At 65.0% G+C, this 19,392-nt stretch carries 20 protein-coding genes; 15 read left to right on the top strand and 5 right to left on the bottom strand.

Annotated features, from left to right (window positions below):
- Positions 1-75: 75 nt before the first annotated feature.
- The 3 genes from RAD15_RS26640 (at position 76) to RAD15_RS26630 (ending at position 2,794) form a co-directional block, all read left to right on the top strand.
- Entirely contained in the window at positions 76-570 is a 495-nt protein-coding gene (locus RAD15_RS26640) for a MarR family winged helix-turn-helix transcriptional regulator (RefSeq protein WP_458181169.1), read from the top strand.
- 100 nt (positions 571-670) lie between these two features.
- Positions 671-2,041, top strand: coding sequence for a glutamate--cysteine ligase (locus tag RAD15_RS26635; protein WP_458181168.1), 1,371 nt, complete (start codon positions 671-673; stop codon positions 2,039-2,041).
- 186 nt (positions 2,042-2,227) lie between these two features.
- A complete protein-coding gene (locus RAD15_RS26630; RefSeq protein WP_458181167.1) occupies positions 2,228-2,794 on the top strand; it encodes a PAN domain-containing protein in 567 nt (188 codons plus the stop codon).
- A 115-nt stretch (positions 2,795-2,909) separates the two neighbouring features.
- Here the strand turns inward: RAD15_RS26630 and RAD15_RS26625 are convergent, their stop codons facing one another.
- From RAD15_RS26625 to RAD15_RS26610, 4 genes are all read right to left on the bottom strand, one after another.
- Positions 2,910-3,476 (bottom strand): nucleotidyltransferase family protein, encoded by a 567-nt coding sequence (locus RAD15_RS26625; protein ID WP_458181166.1) that lies wholly within the window; start codon positions 3,474-3,476, stop codon positions 2,910-2,912.
- Between the two features lie 12 nt (positions 3,477-3,488).
- Positions 3,489-4,265, bottom strand: a complete 777-nt coding sequence (lepB, locus tag RAD15_RS26620; RefSeq protein ID WP_458181165.1) for a signal peptidase I — start codon at positions 4,263-4,265, stop codon at positions 3,489-3,491.
- On the bottom strand, positions 4,262-5,689 hold the full coding sequence (gene tldD, locus RAD15_RS26615) for a metalloprotease TldD (RefSeq protein WP_458181164.1): 1,428 nt from the start codon (positions 5,687-5,689) through the stop codon (positions 4,262-4,264). The genes lepB and tldD overlap by 4 nt, the downstream gene beginning before the upstream one ends.
- 234 nt (positions 5,690-5,923) lie before the next feature.
- The gene (locus RAD15_RS26610; RefSeq protein WP_458181163.1) at positions 5,924-6,472 is read right to left on the bottom strand and encodes an invasion associated locus B family protein; all 549 of its coding nucleotides are present in this window, start codon (positions 6,470-6,472) and stop codon (positions 5,924-5,926) included.
- 460 nt (positions 6,473-6,932) lie between these two features.
- On the opposite strand from RAD15_RS26610, the gene coxB reads away from it, so the two are divergent.
- The 9 genes from coxB (at position 6,933) to RAD15_RS26565 (ending at position 14,029) form a co-directional block, all read left to right on the top strand.
- Entirely contained in the window at positions 6,933-7,775 is an 843-nt protein-coding gene (gene coxB / locus RAD15_RS26605; RefSeq protein ID WP_458181162.1) for a cytochrome c oxidase subunit II, read from the top strand.
- A gap of 88 nt (positions 7,776-7,863) precedes the next feature.
- Positions 7,864-9,492, top strand: a complete 1,629-nt coding sequence (gene ctaD / locus RAD15_RS26600; RefSeq protein ID WP_458181161.1) for a cytochrome c oxidase subunit I — start codon at positions 7,864-7,866, stop codon at positions 9,490-9,492.
- A gap of 61 nt (positions 9,493-9,553) precedes the next feature.
- Positions 9,554-10,498, top strand: coding sequence for a heme o synthase (locus tag RAD15_RS26595; RefSeq protein ID WP_458181160.1), 945 nt, complete (start codon positions 9,554-9,556; stop codon positions 10,496-10,498).
- A complete protein-coding gene (locus RAD15_RS26590) occupies positions 10,495-10,671 on the top strand; it encodes a CoxF protein (RefSeq protein WP_458181159.1) in 177 nt (58 codons plus the stop codon). The genes RAD15_RS26595 and RAD15_RS26590 overlap by 4 nt, the downstream gene beginning before the upstream one ends.
- Positions 10,672-10,676: 5 nt before the next feature.
- Positions 10,677-11,321 carry a cytochrome c oxidase assembly protein gene (locus RAD15_RS26585; RefSeq protein WP_458181158.1) on the top strand — a complete coding sequence of 215 codons (645 nt, stop codon included), beginning with the start codon at positions 10,677-10,679 and terminating at the stop codon, positions 11,319-11,321.
- A gap of 78 nt (positions 11,322-11,399) precedes the next feature.
- A complete protein-coding gene (locus RAD15_RS26580) occupies positions 11,400-12,296 on the top strand; it encodes a cytochrome c oxidase subunit 3 (protein ID WP_458181157.1) in 897 nt (298 codons plus the stop codon).
- A 99-nt stretch (positions 12,297-12,395) separates the two neighbouring features.
- Entirely contained in the window at positions 12,396-12,797 is a 402-nt protein-coding gene (locus tag RAD15_RS26575; protein ID WP_458181156.1) for a DUF983 domain-containing protein, read from the top strand.
- On the top strand, positions 12,794-13,546 hold the full coding sequence (locus tag RAD15_RS26570; protein ID WP_458181155.1) for an SURF1 family protein: 753 nt from the start codon (positions 12,794-12,796) through the stop codon (positions 13,544-13,546). The genes RAD15_RS26575 and RAD15_RS26570 overlap by 4 nt, the downstream gene beginning before the upstream one ends.
- Positions 13,547-13,663: 117 nt before the next feature.
- Complete coding sequence (locus tag RAD15_RS26565; RefSeq protein ID WP_458181154.1) at positions 13,664-14,029, top strand: nuclear transport factor 2 family protein; 366 nt, start codon at positions 13,664-13,666, stop codon at positions 14,027-14,029.
- Between the two features lie 2 nt (positions 14,030-14,031).
- Here RAD15_RS26565 and RAD15_RS26560 read toward each other — a convergent pair whose 3' ends face one another.
- Positions 14,032-15,366: an ATP-binding protein gene (locus RAD15_RS26560; RefSeq protein ID WP_458181153.1), complete on the bottom strand. Its 1,335-nt coding sequence runs from the start codon at positions 15,364-15,366 to the stop codon at positions 14,032-14,034.
- An 87-nt stretch (positions 15,367-15,453) separates the two neighbouring features.
- Here RAD15_RS26560 and RAD15_RS26555 point away from each other — a divergent pair, with 87 nt between their 5' ends.
- The 3 genes from RAD15_RS26555 to RAD15_RS26545 all read left to right on the top strand — a co-directional run bounded on the left by RAD15_RS26555 (position 15,454) and on the right by RAD15_RS26545 (position 19,379).
- Entirely contained in the window at positions 15,454-16,098 is a 645-nt protein-coding gene (locus RAD15_RS26555) for a response regulator transcription factor (protein ID WP_458181152.1), read from the top strand.
- Positions 16,099-16,674: 576 nt separating this feature from the next.
- Positions 16,675-18,093: a threonine synthase gene (gene thrC / locus RAD15_RS26550; protein ID WP_458181151.1), complete on the top strand. Its 1,419-nt coding sequence runs from the start codon at positions 16,675-16,677 to the stop codon at positions 18,091-18,093.
- On the top strand, positions 18,090-19,379 hold the full coding sequence (locus tag RAD15_RS26545) for a M16 family metallopeptidase (protein ID WP_458181150.1): 1,290 nt from the start codon (positions 18,090-18,092) through the stop codon (positions 19,377-19,379). Before thrC ends, RAD15_RS26545 begins: the two co-directional genes overlap by 4 nt.
- The last annotated feature ends 13 nt before the right edge of the window (positions 19,380-19,392 follow it).

The raw sequence follows: 19,392 nt of genomic DNA, 5'->3' as shown, positions 1-19,392 counted from the left end.
GCTTGCATGAAATAGCAAGATTGATGCACCTGCATCGAATGAGGTAAGAGACGGGCGACGAGTTTGAGCGGGACCATGAAACGCAAACCTTCGACCGAGGCGACCTCCGCCTGGATCCGCCTGATGCGGGTCCAGAGCCGCGTGCTCGACTGCGTCGAGCAGGAGCTGAAGAAGGCGGGCTTTCCGCCGCTGGCATGGTACGACGCGCTGCTCGAATTGTCGCGGGCGCCCTCGGGCGAGCTGCGGCCGGTGGAACTCGAACGGCAGATGCTGATCCCGCAATACTCCACCTCGCGGCTGATCGACCGCCTGGTCGACGAGGGCCTCGCCTCGCGGCGCGAATGCAAGATCGACAAGCGCGGCCAGTTCGTGGAGATCACGGAGGCCGGCCGCGAGCTGCAGAAGCGGATGTGGGGCGCCTATTCGGCTGCGATCGAGAAATATGTCGGTTCGAAACTGTCCGATGCGGATGCCGTCAAGCTCAGCGGTCTGCTCGACCGCCTGGGCTGCTCGTGCGGCGAGATGAAGCTGCCGCCCGTCAACGTCAACGAAGCCACGCCGTCGCGATGATTGCGCGGCAAACCAGCTCGTCCGTGCACCCGGTGGGTTCGCGGACCATCCCTGTCACCCGCGCGCGTTCGGTCGAAGCGCCTTTTGATTAGAGTTTGATATGGCGCGAGACCAGATCGATATGACGCCGCTGCAATCGCGCGACGAGCTCGTCGCGTGGTTCGAGGCCGGCTGCAAGCCGCCGTCCGAATGGCGGATGGGCACCGAGCACGAGAAGACGCCGTTCACGCTCGAAGGCCATCGCCCTGTGCCTTACGAAGGCGCGCGCGGCATCGGTGCGCTGCTCGAAGGCATGAAGCTCCTGCTCGGCTGGGAGCCGATCATGGAGAAGGGCAACATCATCGGCCTCTACGACGTCACCGGCGGCGGTGCCATCTCGCTCGAGCCCGGCGGACAGTTCGAGCTCTCCGGCGCGCCGGTCGAGAACGTGCACCAGACCCAGAGTGAGCTGATGGCGCATCTGGCACAGGTGCGCGAGATCGCAACGCCGCTCGGCATCGGCTTCCTTGGTCTCGGCATGACGCCGTCCTGGTCGCGCGCCGACATCCCGGTGATGCCCAAGGGCCGCTACAAGATCATGACCAACTACATGCCGAAGGTCGGCCAGTACGGCCTCGACATGATGTACCGGACCTGCACGGTGCAGACCAATCTCGACTTCTCCTCCGAAGCCGACATGGTCAAGAAGCTGCGCGTCTCGCTGGCGCTGCAGCCGGTCGCGACCGCCCTGTTCGCCAATTCGCCGTTCACCGAAGGCAAGCCGAACGGCTTCCTGTCGTTCCGCTCCGAGATCTGGCGCGACACCGACAACGCCCGCGCAGGCATGATGCCGTGGGCGTTCGAGGACGGCATGGGCTTTGAGCGTTATGTCGACTACGCGCTCGACGTGCCCATGTATTTCGTCAAGCGCGACGAGGATTACATCGACGTGTCGGGCTCCTCGTTCCGCGCGTTCTTCGACGGCCGCAACAACAACCTTCCCGGTGAGCGTCCGACTCTGTCGGATTGGGCCAACCATCTCTCGACGATCTTCCCGGAAGTGCGGCTGAAGCGTTATCTGGAGATGCGCGGCTCCGATGGTGGCCCGTGGGGCCGTCTGCCGGCGCTGTCGGCGTTCTGGGTCGGGCTGCTCTATGACGACGTCTCGCTCGATGCCGCCTGGGAGATCGTTAAGCACTGGAGCGCGCATGAGCGCCAGGCTCTCCGCGACGACGTGCCGCGCTTCGGCTTCAAGTCGCGGATCAAGGACCGCTATCTGTTCGAGATCGCCAAGGAATGCCTCGTTCTGGCACATGCCGGCCTGCGCCGGCGCGGCCGGATCGACCAGCTCGGCCGCGACGAGACCCGGCATCTGGAGCCGCTCGATCGCATCATCGATTCCGGGCGGACGCCGGCCGAGGAGATGCTGGACAAGTTCAACGGTCCCTGGAAGGGCTCGGTGGAACCGGCCTACGCGGAATACGCGTTCTAGGCTTGTTTGAGCATGATCTTCTCGGAAAACCGCGTCACACTTTGCGCTGACGCGGCCCTTCGGGTCCGGATCATGCTTTAGGCCAACGACCAGGATTTGAGCCGTTCATCGCCCATACAGGTTTGCGGCGATCAAATGTCCGGCTGAAAAACCTGAACGTCGTCAATAACTCGAAAGCTGTTTCCGATGGGGAAGGGCCGCCTGTCCGGGGCCGTCAGGACAAGCGTCGTGGCCTGCGCCACGCTGCTCTCGCTCGTGTTCGCGAGCATGCCCGCGCGCGCCCAGACGGCGTTCGACCGGCCCGGCGGCGACTATTTCAGCTCGCCCGTCACGTCAGGTGATCCCGAGGATTGCGCGCTGCTCTGCGAGCGTGATCGCCGCTGCCGCTCCTGGAGCTTCAGCTATCCCGACGTCGAAGGCGGTTCGGCGGTGTGCTGGCTCAAGAACACCGTGCCGCCGCGCGTGCCGGGAAGTTGTTGTATCTCCGGCGTGCGCGGCGCCGGCGTGATCGAGCCGCGCGTCGAAGGCGTGGAAACGTCGATCGACCGTCCCGGTGGCGATCTGCGCAATTTCGAGCTCAAGGAAGGCGAAGGCGAAGAGGCCTGCAAGGCCGCCTGCACCGCCGACAATAAATGCCGTGCCTTCACTTACGCCCGCCCCGGCTACACCGGGCGCGAAGCGCGCTGCTTCCTGAAAAAGGAAATCAAGCCGCCGCGAAGGAAGGCCGGATTCACGTCGGGCGTGGTGCGATAGCGCGTCGCTCCCACCGTCGTCATTGCGAGCGTAGCGAAGCAATCCAGACTTGTTGCGGAGGGATTCTGGATTGCTTCGCTTCGCTCGCAATGACAAGGAGGATGAAGCGGGCATCTCACTCCGCCGCAATCACGGTCAACTCCGGCCACAGTGCCTTCCATCGCGCGGCTTTCACCGCGTAGCTCGTCGCTGAAAAATTCGGGCCTGGATTTGGCCGCGCGATCAGTCCTGCGACATCGTCAAACCCGTGCGGCACGTAGACGTCGTAGCCATCGCCCGCGCGTCTCACTCCGATTTGCGTGTTCTGCGTCAGGAAGCGGTCGATGCCGTCAGCCGAGCAGCTCAGCGGCGGATAGGGCAGGCCATGCTTGCCAGGGTACCACAGGTGCACGCGCGCCTGATTGCGGATCTCGATCTTGACGCCGAGATGCCCGAGCCGCGCGTGCAGCGTGCGGATCACCGTATCCTCCGCCTCCCACGAGGTATCAGGGTCGAAATAGAACACGTCGTAATCGGCGATGCCGTGATCGACCGGGCGGCCCGTGAGCACGTTCCACACCGTCTGCACCAGGCAGCCTGCGACCAGCCACGCATCGGGCAGCGCGAGGCGATGGAGTTCATCGACGATTGCGGCGTTGACGGGATTTTGCAGGGCGAGGGTAAGAAACTCGTCTTTGCCCACCCTGCGATCAGCTCAATGCACGGCGGTGAAGAACCGCGCGAGCCTGAAGCCGGAGAGCCAGGTCCACACCGGCTGGCCGCGCATGCCGAGATCCCAGGAGCCGAGCACGGCATCGGCGCGGCCGACCAGATTGTCGATCGGCAGCAGGCCGACACCGCCGGAGCGCAGCGGCACGCGGCTGTCAGAAGAATTGTCGCGGTTGTCGCCGAGCACGAACAGATGGCCGGCCGGCACTTTCACCTCGGGCGTGTTGTCGAGCGGGCCGTTGTCGCGCATCTTGAAGATCAGATGGGAGACGCCGTTCGGCAGCGTCTCGACGTAACGGTAGGCGGGCTCGCTGCCGCCATTGTCGTCCTCGGCAGCTCCGACGCCATCCGGCTTCAACTCGGCGGGACGGTCGTTGATGAAGAGCTGGCCCTGCCGCATCTGGATGCGGTCGCCGGGCAGACCGACGACGCGCTTGACCCAGGCCTGCGAGCGATCGCCGGGCCAGCGGAACACCACGACGTCGCCCTGCTTCGGGGTCTCCGCGAACACGCGGCCGCTCTCGGGCAGGTTGATCTGGATCGGCAGCGAGGAGGTGCCGTAGCCGTAGGGGAATTTCGAGGCGAGCAGCGCATCGCCAATCAGCAGCGTCGGCTCCATCGAGCCCGACGGCACGTAGAACGGCTCGGCGAGCGCGCCCTTGGCGATGAACACGGCGGCGACGATGCCGGCGAGCTGCACCAGCTGGCCGCCCCAGCCGCTGCTCTTCCGTTTGGCGGGGACAGTGACTTTCTCAACGCTCATGCGCCCGTTCCACCCACCGTAATGCGTTCCATCAGAAGCGACGGCTGGCCGACGCCGACCGGTACGCCCTGGCCGTTCTTGCCGCAGGTGCCGATGCCGGTATCGAGCGCGAGATCGTTGCCGATCATGCGGATGCGATGCAGGTCGGTCGGCCCGTTGCCGATTAACATGGCGCCCTTCAGCGGCGCGCCGATCTTGCCGTTCTCGATCTTGTAGGCCTCGGTGCACTGGAACACGTATTTGCCCGAGGTGATGTCGACCTGACCGCCGCCGAAATTCGCGGCGAAGACGCCGTTCTTCACCGAGGCGAGAATCTCGGCCGGATCGCGGTCGCCGGCGAGCATGTAGGTGTTGGTCATGCGCGGCATCGGCACGTGGGCATAGCCCTGGCGGCGGCCGTTGCCGGTCGGCTTCATGTTCATCAGCCGCGCGTTCTGGCGGTCCTGCATGTAGCCGACCAGGATGCCGTCCTCGATCAGCACGGTGCGGTTGGTCGGTGTGCCCTCGTCGTCGATCGACAGCGAGCCGCGGCGCGAGGCCATGGTGCCGTCGTCGACGACCGTGACGCCCTTGGCCGCGACCTGCTGGCCCATCAGGCCGGCGAACGCCGAGGTCTTCTTGCGGTTGAAGTCGCCCTCGAGGCCGTGGCCGACCGCTTCATGCAACATCACGCCGGGCCAGCCGGCACCAAGCACGACGTCCATTTCGCCGGCGGGGGCGGGAATCGATTCCAGATTGACGAGGGCCTCGCGCAGCGCACCGTCGGCGGCGTCGCGCCAGTTCTTGCTCTCGATGAATTCGGCATAGCCGGCGCGGCCGCCATAGCCCTTGCTGCCGCTCTCCTGGCGGTCGCCCTGGCCGGCCACGACGGAAATGTTGACGCGCACGAGCGGGCGGATGTCGCGATAGCTCTCGCCATCGGGCCGCAGGATCTCGACGACCTGCCAGGTCGCGCCGAGGCTGACGCTGACCTGCCGCACCCGTGGATCCTTGTCGCGCAGGTAAGCGTCGATCTCGGCGAGCAGTTTTACTTTTGTCTCGAAGCCGGGGGCGTCGAGCGGATTGTCGTCGCCATAGAGCCGGACATTGGTATGCGCTGGCGGGGCGGCAAAGCTGCCGGAGTAGCCGCCGCGCACGGCGGCAACCGCGTCGGCGGCGCGAATCAGCGCCGGCAGCGACACGTCGGAGGAATGGGCGTAGCCGACCGCGTCATCCTTGACGGCGCGCAGGCCGAAGCCTTGCGAGGTGTCGTAGGTCGCCTGCTTCAGCCGCCCATTGTCGAACATCAGCGCTTCGGTCTGGCTGTATTCTAGGAACAGCTCACCGTCATCGGCGCCGGAAAGCCCGCGCGCGAGCTCGTTGCGAACCTGGTCGCGATCGAGATTGGCACGGTCGAGCAGGGAGGTCGTGGCAGGGTTGGTCATGCGTCCGTCCATTATCGGGGGATGTGAGGCAAGATAATGGTTTCGGAACGGTTCCGCGAGGGCTGGGCCGTCACATTACGGAAACGATAGGTGCGGGTCGGACGCCGTCGAACACGTGGCCGCAAGTGTCAATCCGTCACCCCCGCGCAACGGCGAAGCCGTTGTCGCTGGAGGCGGCCGCTTCTTTGGCCCTCGAAGGATGACGGGATTGAGAACCTGCGACCGGATACCGCCCTACGGCAGCTTGTCATAGCCCTCGCCGAGCCCGTTCAGGCTGAGCGGGAAGCCGATGCCCTCTTCCGGGGTCTCGAAGATGATGAAGGTGGCGGTCTTGGCGGTGCGGAGCTGGCCGAGCAGCTTGTCGTCCATGACGACCTCGGCGACGCAGCCATTGGGCAGGCAGCGGACGAAGCCGGCGCGGCCGACGTCCTGGTTGTCGAGCTTCAGCCCGAGGCCGGAGGGCAAGAGGACGCCGAGCGGGGCGACCACGCGCATCAGGCGGCTCTTTTGGTCGGCGGTCTTCAGCACGATCACGGTCAGGCCGGCATTGGAGCGGTCTTCGGCGACCACGCTCTGGATCAGGGCGCATTGCTCGGTCTGGGCGCCCGGCGGGGTGTCGCATCGGATCTGCCAGTCGCCATGGACGGAGCGCACCGCGCCCTGCGCATGGGCAAGGCCAGGGAGCGCCAGGAGGACGGAAGCAGCCAGCAGCAAGGCCACCAGCGCCGGGAGGCCGTCAGCCCGCCTTGTCGCCTGCCTTGCCATCCATCTCGAAAGCCCCATCGGGTCGGTCCCTCTGCTCGCCTGGGTCGCTCGCACCTGGCGGACTAATCTGGCGGACTGATACGGGAATGACGGCGTCTTGAAGGCGATTCCCAAGCAAATTCCGCGCCGCCTCGCGTCGCCATCGCCCGCACGAATCAGGTTCCTGCGCGGCTGCCCGCCAGTGCGTACCGCGGGCAATTCCGCTGTCAAGCCGCAGCATCCCGGGAAACGGTATTTTTGGCTGATGTTACTAGGAAATATCTTGCGGGTGATCGCTGACAGACCGGCCTCAAGACTGCATTGCGATAGATCAAGAATTATGGTTTGAGAGGCTTGATTTCGGCGTTCTCACGATCTGGCCCCAATCCCTCTTAGAGGTATTCTTGCGCGGCGGCTTGTCAGACGGGCGGATCGAATAAGCGTTTCCCAAAAATAGGGGAACGCACTTGGGGTGATTTCGTAAGGGGAGCGCGACGGCATGAGGATGTCGATGGGCCGGGTCGGCCGAGACTTGCTGGGATTGGCCGTGGCGGGTCTGACGCTGGCGACGGGCGGTGCGGCATTCGCCGCCGAGCTCGGGCAACCGGCGCCGTGGGAGTGGACGCTTCAGCAATCCGCCTCCCCGGTGATGGATAACATCGTCTGGTTCCACAACTTCCTGTTCGTGCTGATCACGCTGATTACGCTGTTCGTGCTGGCGTTGCTGGTGATCGTGGTCATCAAGTTCAACGCGAAGGCCAATCCGGTGCCGTCGCGGACCACGCACAACACGCTGATCGAGGTGGCCTGGACACTGGTTCCGGTGCTGATCCTGGTCGGCATCTCAGTGCCGTCGTTCCGCCTGCTGTTCCTGGAACTCGACGTGCCGAAGGCGGATATCACCATCAAGGCGACCGGCAAGCAGTGGTACTGGTCCTACGCTTACCCCGACAACGGCAAGTTCGAGTTCGACTCGCTGATGGCCCAGGACAAGCAGCCCCGGCTGCTCGGCGTCGACAACGAGATGGTGGTGCCCGTCAACAAGGTGATTCGGGTCCAGGTCACCGGCGCCGACGTCATCCACGCCTTCGCGCTGCCGGCTTTCGGCGTCAAGATCGACGCCATTCCGGGCCGGCTGAACGAAACCTGGTTCAAGGCGACCAAGACCGGCATGTTCTACGGCCAGTGCTCGGAGCTCTGCGGCAAGGACCACGCCTTCATGCCGATCGCGATTCGCGTCGTGAATGACCAGGAGTTCGCCTCCTGGGTCGAGACGGCAAAGAAGAAATTTGCGAGCGGCGGCACCAGCACCTACGCCTCCGCGGCCGGCCCGACGCAGTAAGCGCCGGGCGAAGGCTCGAGGGGACTGAAAGCGACATGAAGGGCGGGACCGCACAAGGTCCAAACGGGACGCAAGGCAGGATTTGAAAATGGCAACGAGCGCAGCGGCACACGGCGATCACGCGCAAGACCACGGACATGACCACGAGCACGCCCATCCGACCGGGTGGCGGCGCTACGTCTATTCGACCAACCACAAGGACATCGGCACGATGTACCTGATCTTCGCGGTCATCGCCGGCGTGATCGGTGCCGCGATGTCGATCGCGATCCGGGCCGAGCTGATGTATCCGGGCGTGCAGATTTTCCACGAGACGCACACCTACAACGTCTTCGTGACCTCGCACGGCCTGATCATGATCTTCTTCATGGTCATGCCCGCGATGATCGGCGGCTTCGGCAACTGGTTCGTGCCGCTGATGATCGGTGCGCCCGACATGGCGTTCCCGCGCATGAACAACATCTCGTTCTGGCTGCTGCCGGCTTCCTTCGGCCTGCTGCTGATGTCGACCTTCGTCGAGGGCGAGCCGGGTGCCAACGGCGTCGGCGCCGGCTGGACCATGTATGTGCCGCTGTCGAGCTCGGGACATCCGGGCCCGGCCGTCGACTTCGCGATCCTGTCGCTGCATCTGGCGGGCGCCTCGTCGATCCTCGGCGCCATCAATTTCATCACCACCATCTTCAACATGCGCGCGCCGGGCATGACCCTGCACAAGATGCCGCTGTTCGTGTGGTCGATCCTGGTGACGGTGTTCCTGCTGCTGCTGTCGCTGCCGGTGCTCGCCGGTGCGATCACCATGCTGCTCACCGACCGCAATTTCCACACGACGTTCTTCGCGCCCGACGGCGGCGGCGACCCCGTGCTGTTCCAGCACCTGTTCTGGTTCTTCGGCCACCCCGAAGTGTACATCCTGATCCTGCCCGCATTCGGCATGATCAGCCAGATCGTCTCCACCTTCTCGCGCAAGCCCGTGTTCGGCTATCTCGGTATGGCCTACGCCATGGTCGCGATCGGCGGCATCGGCTTCGTGGTGTGGGCGCACCACATGTACACGGTCGGCATGTCCTCTGCGACGCAGGCCTATTTCGTCGCCGCCACGATGGTCATCGCCGTTCCGACCGGCGTGAAGATCTTCTCGTGGATCGCCACGATGTGGGGCGGCTCGATCGAATTCCGCGCTCCCATGATCTGGGCGGTGGGCTTCATCTTCCTGTTCACGGTCGGCGGCGTCACCGGCGTCGTGCTGGCGAACGCGGGCGTCGACCGCGTGCTGCAGGAGACCTACTACGTCGTCGCGCACTTCCACTACGTGCTCTCGCTCGGCGCGGTGTTCGGGATCTTTGCCGGCTGGTACTACTGGTTCCCGAAGATGTCGGGCTACATGTACAATGAGACGCTGGCGAAGGCGCACTTCTGGGTCACCTTCATCGGCGTCAACCTGGTGTTCTTCCCGCAGCACTTCCTCGGCCTGTCGGGCATGCCGCGCCGCTACGTCGACTATCCCGACGCGTTCGCGGGCTGGAACCTGGTGTCGTCGGTCGGCTCCTACATCTCCGGCTTCGGCGTCCTGATCTTCCTCTATTGCGTGCTCGACGCCTTCATGAAGAAGGTGCCGGCAGGCGACAATCCGTGGGGTGCGGGCGCGACCACGCTCGAGTGGACGCTGCCCTCGCCGCCGCCCTTCCACCAGTTCGAAGTGCTGCCCCGCGTGCAGTGATCGATCTCCCGCGGCGCCCGTCATGGGCGCCGCGGCTCTATAACGAAGCGAGTAAACTTAAGTGTCCGTCCTCGACCACAACGCCATCGACATCAATCCCCACATCTCCGAAGCTGAGGTTGGCGATTACATCGCGCTGCTCAAGCCGCGCGTGATGTCGCTGGTGATCTTCACCGCGCTGGTCGGGATGGCGATGGCCCCCGGGCACTTCCACTGGGTTCTCGCGATCACCTCGCTGCTCTGCATCGCGGTCGGCGCCGGTGCCTCCGGCGCGCTCAACATGGCGCTCGAAGGCGATATCGACGCCAAGATGTCGCGCACCGCAAACCGGCCGATCCCGCGCGGCCGCATCACCCGCCCTGAAGCCATGGCGTTCGGCATGACGCTCGCCTTCTTCTCGGTGATGACGCTCGGCATCCTCGTCAACTGGATCGCGGGCGCGCTGCTCGCCTTCACCATCTTCTTCTACGTCGTGATCTACACGATGTGGCTGAAGCGCTGGACCGCGCAGAACATCGTGATCGGCGGCGCCGCCGGCGCGCTGCCGCCGGTGGTGGCCTGGGCCGCGGTCACAGGTACGGTCGACGTCGAGCCGCTGCTGCTGTTCGCCATCATCTTCTTCTGGACGCCGCCGCACTTCTGGGCGCTGGCGCTGTTCCGCTCCGACGATTACGCCCGTGCCGGCATTCCGATGCTGCCCAATGTCGCCGGTCCCGACGCGACGCGGCTTCAGATCCTGCTCTACACCGTCGTCCTGATCGCGGTCGCCGCCGCGCCCTGGGCGCTCGGCTATTTCGACGCCGTCTACGGCATCGTCTCGCTGATCCTCGGCGCCGGCATGCTGGTGCTCGCGATCAACGTCTATATGCGCCGGACGCGAGCTGCGTCGCTGCGTGCGACCCGGAAGCTGTTCGCCTTCTCGATCCTGTATCTGTTCGCGCTGTTCGCGACCCTGCTGGCCGAGGTCGTGTACCGGGCGCTTGCTCCGATGGTTGGGGGCGCATGATCGCTGACATGGCCGACAAACCTGAGACAGACGGAATCGTCCTCACCGAGGCGCAGAAGAAGAGCCGTCGTCAGCGCTCCATCGCCATTGCCTTGGCGCTCGGCGTGCTCGTGGTGCTGTTCTTCGCCGTCACCATGGTCAAGGGACCGGCAGTTCTCGTGCGACCGATGTAGGTAAGATGGATCACGAGCCGACCATATCGCAGGATCAGAGCCGGGCAGCCACCAAGCGCCGTTCCAGCGGCCTCGGCCGCGACGCGCTGGTCGCCTCGATCTGCGGCGGCGTGGTCGCGCTGATGGTCGGCGCCTCCTACGCGGCGGTGCCGTTCTACAACTGGTTCTGCCGCGCCACCGGCTTCAATGGCACCACCCAGGTCGCGATCTCCGCGCCGGCCACCGGCCCGATCGCGCGCAAGATCGCGGTGCGCTTCGATTCCAACGTCGCGCCCGGCCTGCCCTGGAAATTCGAGCCGGAGCAGAGCGAGATCGAGGTCAATATCGGCCAGGTCGTGACCGTCTTCTACACCGTGACCAACCAGGCCGCGCGTACCACCGCAGGTCAGGCCGCCTACAACGTCGCGCCGCTGACGGTCGGCTCCTACTTCCAGAAGATCAACTGCTTCTGCTTCACCGAGCAGACCATGGCGCCCGGCGAGAAGCGCGAGATGCCGGTCGTGTTCTATGTCGATCCGTCGATTGCCGACGACCACGAGAACGACGGGCTGAACACGATCACGCTGTCCTACACGTTCTATCCGGTGAAGGATCCCGTGGTGAAGCCGCTGGCATCGGGCGAAGACGACAAACGCAAGGGAAATCTCTGATCGCCGGGCTCACGCTCGGGGGGTTGGAAAAAGGGGATAAGTGCCTGATAGGCACGGGATTGAGGAGAGAGACCGCAAATGGCTACCGCGCAAGGCAAGCATCACGACTATCACCTGGTCGATCCCTCTCCCTGGCCGGCCGTCGGTTCGCTCTCGGCCTTCATCATGGCGGTCGGCGCGATCGCCTGGATGCATCACATGTTCTCGGCCGCGCCGATCGTGTTCGGTGTCGGCACCGTCGGCGTGCTCTACACGATGGCGAGCTGGTGGGGCGACGTGATCAAGGAAGCCCAGTACAAGGGCGACCACACCCGCGTGGTGCAGCTGCATCACCGTTACGGCATGATCCTGTTCATCGCCTCCGAGGTGATGTTCTTCGTGGCCTGGTTCTGGGCCTATTTCAACGCCGCGCTGTTTCCGGCCGACGCCGTTCACGCCACCCGCGATGCGGTGTTCGGCTGCGGCCTCGGCACCCAGGCCGGCGCCTGCGCCGTGCCGGGCACCTGGCCGCCCCACGGCATCGAGACCTTCGACCCCTGGCATCTGCCGCTCCTGAACACGCTGATCCTGCTCACCTCGGGCACCACGGCGACCTGGGCCCACCATGCGCTGCTCGAGAACGATCGCCAGGGCCTCAAATACGGCCTGATCCTGACCGTCGTGCTGGGTGCGCTCTTCACCTGCGTGCAGGCCTATGAGTACAGCCACGCGGCGTTCTCGTTCGGCGGCAACGTCTATGGCGCGACCTTCTTCATGGCGACCGGCTTCCACGGCTTCCACGTGCTGGTCGGCACCATCTTCCTGCTCGTATGCCTGTTCCGCGCCTATGCCGGCCATTTCACGCCGAAGCAGCATCTGGGCTTCGAATTCGCCGCCTGGTACTGGCACTTCGTCGACGTCGTCTGGCTGTTCCTGTTCCTCTGCATCTATGTGTGGGGACACGGTGCCGAGACCATGGCCCACGCCGCGCACTGAGCCGCGAGGCAGATGATCACGAAGGGCGGCCCGCAAGGCCGCCCTTTCGCTTTCAGGCCGCCGCAAGGTTCGGCGGAAACTATGATAGAGTCCGCCATCATGAATGACGTCACCGGCCCATCCGCGTCCGAAACCACCGTCCTGCGAAGCGCGATGCGCGGGCTTGCCTGCAAATGCCCCCGCTGCGGCCAGGGCAAGCTCTATGCGGGCTTCCTGACGCTGGCGCCTTCCTGCGACCGCTGTGGCCTCGACTATGCCTTCATCGACACCGGCGACGGTCCTGCGATCTTCATCATCATGCTGGCCGGCGGAATCGTTGTTGCGTGCGCGCTCATCGTCGAGGTCAAATACCAGCCGCCGTACTGGCTGCATGCGGTGCTCTGGCTGCCGCTGATCCTCGCGACCACGCTGCTGCCGTTGCGCGCCATGAAGTCGCTGCTGATCGCGCTGCAATTCCACCACAAGGCGGCGCCGGGCCGGCTGGTCGACCGCGCGAAATGAACGCGACTGCGCGCAAGCCCCGCGTGGCCGGCTTCGCGCTGTTCACGCTTTTCCTGACGGCGGTGTTCGTCGCCCTCGGCGCCTGGCAATTGCAGCGCCGTGCCGCCAAGCACGAGCTGATTGCGGCCCTCACCGAGCGTTTGGCGGCCGCCCCCATCGCGTTGCCGCCGCCCGCGCAATGGACCGCGCTCACCCCCGCACGCGATGAATTCCGCCGCGTCAGCTTCACCGCGACCTACGCGCCCTTGCCCGATGCGATGGTCTATTCCCCCGGCTCGGCGGTGCGCAAGGACGCTTCGGGTCCCGGCACCTGGGCCTTTCAACCGGGGCGGCTCCCGACCGGCGAGATGGTCGTGATCGATGCGGGCTTCATCGAGAACACGATGCAGGACCGCGGCGTCGAGGACCGCGCGGTGAAGAAGCTCGTCACGGGGCAGCCCGTCGCGCTCACCGGCTATCTGCGCTTTCCCGAGGCACCTGGCTGGATGACGCCGGCGGAGAATCGCGACAAGCGGCTCTGGTTCGTGCGCGATCATCTCGCGATCGCAAGTGCGCTCGGCTGGGGCGCGGTGGCGCCGTTCTATGTCGACCTGGAGCAGCCGGCGCCTGAAAACGGAATTCCGCGCCCCGGTCCGCTGGACGTGCATCTGAAGGACGATCACCTGCAATACGCCATCACCTGGTTCGCGCTCGCTGGCGCGGTGTTGATCGCATTCGGCGTCTGGGTGCGAGGACGGCGCGCAGCGTGAATGGTCCGTAGGTTCCCGGACGGAACCCGGTATCGCCCGGGGTTTATTATTCGGCGCACATTCACGAGTGTAGTCCTAAAGCCGCAACCGAATATCCGCGGCAGACAGGAATGCAGCGTGAGAGATTTTGACCAGATGGGAATCGTCGTCGATTGGGTCGACGCCTGCCGGCAGGGCGACTTGGCGACGCTGCTCGACCTCTATGCGGATGACGCCCAGGTCGAATGCACATGCAACGGCACGGAGCGCTATCGCGGCCGGGGCGAACTCGAGACCTATTGGGCGCCGTGGCTCAGCGCGTTCTCGTTGGCAGGTTTCGGGTTGGAGGAGATCCATCCGGCGCCCCACGGTGTGAATCTCGAATATTCCGTCGCCGGCGCGCTGCGCATCCACGCCTCGTTTCGCTTCAGTCCGGAAGGCAAGATCTACAGCACCCTGTGCGAGCCGGCGCTACAGAACGCGCACGATGGCTGCGCCTGCTAGCTCTACTTCGGTTCGTCTCCGGTTGTCTCCCAGGGCAGGCAGCAGCGCACATAGGTTCGGTCGTCCGCCCGCAGCAGTGAGAACGATCCGCTGAGCGCGCGCACGCGCTCATGCATGCCGGTCAGGCCCCGGCCGAAGACGTTGTCCTCGGGAAAGCCGCCGCCGTCGTCGGAGATCTCGATGGTGACCGTCTCACCGGCCACGGTCGCCTCAACGTTGGCGTTGCTGGCCTCGGCATGGCGCAGCACGTTGGTCAGCGCCTCCTGGATCACGCGATAGACGGTCTGGGCCAGCGACCCGCCGATCCCGTTCAGATCTGGATCGATCGTTGCCGTCAGGTCGATATGCGGCGCCTGCTTGCGAAAGTTCCGGAGCAGCGTCTGTACGCTGGTCGCAAGGCCCAGCTCTTCGATGTAGAGCGGTCGCAGCCGGTCGAGGATACGGCGGTTGGTCTGCTGCAGCGCTTCCACCGATTGCAGCACCTCCTGCGCCGAACTGCCAAGATTTACCACCTGCGACGGGGCCTCGATCAGCGCGATCGTGCCTGCGCGGATGCTGAACAGCAGCGGCCCCAGTTCGTCGTGCAGCTCGCGGGCGAGATCGCGCCGCTCGTCGTCCTGGAGCGACACCAGGCGGTGCAACAGGTCGCGATTGTCCTGGCTCAATTGCGCGAGCGTTGCGGCGAGCGCGTTGGCTTCCTCGCAGCTCCGGCGGATTTCCGGCGGTCCCGCGACCGGGATCGGCGTTGCGTAGTCGCCGCGCCGCATTCGCGTGAGCCCTTCGCCGAGATGTCGTAGCGGGCGCAGGGCCGATCCCGCGAAGACGTAGGCAATGGTGCCGGTGAGCACCATCAGCACGGCGACGAGGCCGATCAGTGCGAGGAAGCCGATCCATTTCTCGAACAGCTCGGCAGACATGTCCGGCAGGAACACGATATCGCCGACCCGGCTGCCATCGATGAGCACCGGGGACGCAGCGTCCATGTCAGGTATGGTGATGAGGTTGATGAACCATTGCGGAGCCACCTTGAGGTTGCGCAAATCGTCTTTGGGCGAGAGCGCGTGACCCGCCTGCACAGGACGGAATTGGATATCGGAGGAGGTGTCCAGGGACTGGGCAAATGCGTCAAGGGTCTTTCGCGGATTGTCCGAGGCGCGTAGCGTGTTGTTCAGCGCCGCGGCGATCGCCCTGGTCGAACGTCGCGCGGGCTCGTTCTCGTCGGCCAGCTGACCGGTTGCAAATATCCGCAGCAATATGCCGCCCAGGATCAGGGCCGCGAGAAAGCCCGCGCCGAGCGGAAGAAACAGTTGCGTTCTGAACGGAAGTCGTTGCCACATTAGGCCAATTCTAACGCGCATCGGGGGGATTTTCTCTTTCCATTTGTTCCCGCCGGTCTATGAGTCGAGAAACAAGAGAGCGCGCGAATGCAAGATACCGCCAAGCCGGCCACCAGGGTCCTGATCATCGACGACCATCCCGTGGTCCTGTCCGGTTGCCGCACCCTGTTCGCCTCCGACCATTCGATCCGGGTCGACGAGGCGACCGACGCCAAATCCGGTCACCGTGCCTATGTCAGCAAGCGGCCCGACGTCGCCGTGATCGACATCAGCCTGCCCGATGTCTCCGGCTTCGAGCTGATGCGACGCATTCGCAAGGACGACCCGGACGCCAGGATCATCATGTTCAGCATGAACGACGATCCGGCCTTCGTCGTGCGGGCGGTCGAGCTTGGCGCGCAAGGCTATGTCTCCAAGGGGGATGACCCCAGGATCCTGCTCAAGGCAGTGCGCAGGGTGGTCGCGGGCGACAATTTCATATCGCCGCAGCTCGCGGAAGCCGTGACCTTTTCCGGTGCCGCGATCAAGGCCAATCCCGCCTCGCAGATGACGCCGCGAGAGCTCGAGATTCTCCGCCTGCTCGGGCGCGGCGACAAGATCGTCGAGGTCGCCGAGGCGCTGGGCATCTCCTACAAGACCGTCGCCAACACCACGTCCCTGCTCAAGCAGAAGCTGGGCGCCAAGAACCATTCCGACCTGATCAGGATCGCAGTGGAAATCGGGATGGGCTGACGTCCCGCCAGCGACCGAACCGGCTGCATCCAGGATGCTGCGGTTCGGTCGGCGGATCGGCGCCGCCGTCGCCCGGGCAATGCATGGGACGACCGATGGACACCATCCGCCGGCACAATGGAGTGCCGCGGCATTCGTTCCGGAATTGATCAGCAGTATCCGGGAAAAAGCCGCAGTGCGGACGAGAGCCTCAGCCTAAGAGGCAGGAAGGACCGTCCGGACTGATTCGGGAAGAATAGGAACGTTTTCTCGCCCCTATCGTTTTGGCCCTTGACGATTTCGTGACAGGCGACGAAATGTTGCGCGAACAGTTTTAGCGGGTCAGCGACCCGGACAAGGCAAACCGGTCTGCACATATCAACGACAGACCTTCCAAGAGAAGGGCTGCGGCAATCGCCGCAGCCCTTTTTCGTTGGACAGGCCTTGTTTTCGTTGGCGCGGCCTTGGCGGGAAGCGGTTTCCCGATGCCGCAAAACACTTTATGGTGGGCCAAAGCCTCTGGCTGTTGATAAGTATTTTCGTAAAATCAAAGGCTTACGGATCGGGCTCAGGCCCGGCCGGCCTTTGGAGGGCAGTTTGACTCGTTATATCTCGACCCGGGGCGAGGCCCCTGAGCTCGGCTTCTGCGACGTGATGCTGACCGGGCTCGCCCGCGACGGCGGCCTGTATGTACCGGCAACCTGGCCGCAACTCTCGGCCGAGACCATCGCCGGCTTCTTCGGCCGCCCCTATTGGGAAGTGGCCGTCGACGTGATCCGCCCCTTCGCCGGCGGTGAGATTTCGGATGCCGAGCTCGGCCGGATGGCCAACGAGGCCTATGCCACCTTCCGCCATCCGGCGGTGGTGCCGCTGCGCCAGATCTCGCCGCACCAGTTCGTGCTGGAGCTGTTTCACGGTCCGACGCTCGCCTTCAAGGACGTGGCGATGCAGCTGATCTCGCGGCTGATGGACCATGTGCTCGCCAAGCGGGGCCAGCGCACCACCATCGTGGTCGCGACCTCCGGCGACACCGGCGGCGCCGCGGTCGAAGCCTTCGCGGGCCTCGAAAATGTGGACCTCATCGTGCTGTTCCCGCACGGCCGCATCTCCGAGGTGCAGCGGCGGATGATGACGTCGACGGGCGCGGCCAACGTCCATGCGCTCGCCATTGAAGGCAATTTCGACGACTGCCAGGCGCTCGTGAAGGGGATGTTCAACAACCACCGCTTCCGCGATGCGACCTCGCTCTCCGGCGTCAACTCCATCAACTGGGCGCGCATCGTTGCCCAGGTGGTCTATTATTTCACCTCGGCCGTCTCGGTCGGCGCGCCGGCGCGCGCGGTCGACTTCATCGTGCCGACCGGCAATTTCGGCGACATCTTTGCCGGCTACGTCGCCAAGCGCATGGGGCTTCCGGTGCGGACCCTGCGCATCGCCGCCAACGTCAACGACATCCTGGCGCGGACGCTGAAGACCGGCATCTACGAGGTGCGCGAGGTGCACGCCACTGCGTCGCCGTCGATGGACATCCAGATCTCCTCGAATTTCGAGCGACTGCTGTTCGAGGCCGGCCGGCGCGATGCGGCCGGCGTGCGCCGTCTCATGGACTCGCTGAAGCAGTCCGGGCGCTTCGTGCTGCCCGATGCGACGCTGGCCGCGATCCGCGAGGAGTTCGACGCCGGGCGCGCCGACGAGACCGAAACCGCAGCTGCGATCCGGGCCGCCTGGCGCGAGGCGGGTGAGCTGGTCGATCCCCACACCGCGGTGGCCCTGGCTGTCGCCGACCGCGATACCACCGATACAACCGTTCCCAACATCGTGCTCTCCACCGCCCATCCGGCCAAATTCCCCGACGCCGTCGAAGCGGCCTGCGGCCAGCGGCCGCAACTGCCGGCCTGGCTCGACGGATTGATGACCAAATCCGAACACATGAAGGTGATGAAGAACGATCAGGCCGAGGTCGAGCGGTTCGTGCTGTCGGTCAGCCGCGCCGCAAAACAGGGAGTTGCCGGATGAGCGTCGAAATATCCAAGCTTGCCTCCGGCCTGACCGTCGTGACCGACAAGATGTCCCATCTCGAGACCGCGGCGCTCGGTGTCTGGGCCGGCGTCGGCGGACGCGACGAGAAGCCGAACGAGCACGGCATCTCGCATCTCCTGGAGCATATGGCGTTCAAGGGCACGACCAAGCGCTCCTCGCGCGAGATCGTCGAGGAGATCGAGGCGGTCGGCGGCGACCTCAATGCCGGCACCTCGACCGAGACCACGTCCTACTACGCGCGGGTGCTGAAGGCCGACGTGCCGCTCGCGCTCGACGTTCTTGCCGACATCCTCGCCAATCCCGCCTTCGAGCCGGACGAGCTGGAGCGCGAGAAGAACGTCATCGTGCAGGAAATCGGTGCCGCGCAGGACACGCCCGACGACGTCGTGTTCGAGCATCTCAACGAGCTCTGCTATCCCGACCAGCCGATGGGGCGCTCCTTGCTCGGAACGGCCAAGACGCTGCGGAGCTTCAACCGCGACATGCTGCGCGGCTACCTGTCGACGCATTACCGCGGCCCCGACATGGTGGTGGCAGCGGCCGGCGCGGTCGATCACAAGCAGGTCGTCGCCGAGGTCGAGAAGCGCTTTGCGAGCTTCGAGGGGACGCCGGGGCCGAAGCCGCAATCGGCACAGTTTGGCAAGGGCGGCGCCAAGGTGGTGCACCGCGAGCTCGAGCAGGCGCATCTGACGCTGGCGCTGGAAGGCGTGCCGCAGAACGATCTGTCGCTGTTCTCGCTCCAGGTCTTCACCAACATCCTCGGCGGCGGGATGTCGTCGCGGCTGTTCCAGGAGGTGCGCGAGAAACGCGGCCTCTGTTACTCGATCTATTCGTTCCACGCGCCCTATACCGACACCGGCTTCTTCGGCCTCTACACCGGCACTGATCCGGCCGATGCGCCGGAGATGATGGAAGTCGTGGTCGACATCATGAATGATTCGGTGGAAACCCTGACCGAGGCCGAGATCGCGCGCGCCAAGGCGCAGATGAAGGCGGGCCTCCTGATGGCGCTGGAGAGCTGCTCTTCCCGCGCCGAGCAGCTCGCCCGGCACGTGCTGGCCTATGGGCGGCCGCAGACGGTGGAGGAGCTGGTGGCCCGGATCGACGCCGTCAGTGTCGAGTCGACCCGGGACGCGGCGCGTGCGCTGTTGTCGCGAAGCCGGCCCGCTGTTGTCGCATTAGGCAGTGGCAGGGGTCTGGACACGGCGGTGTCTTTTGCGGAAGGATTGACCCGGGCGCGCGCCAAGGCGCGGCTGCATTAGGAGCCGGCTGCCC

The organism is Bradyrhizobium sp. 14AA (assembly GCF_054185205.1).
Note: the sequence above shows the minus strand (reverse complement) of the source record. Positions and strands in the feature narration are given on the sequence as shown.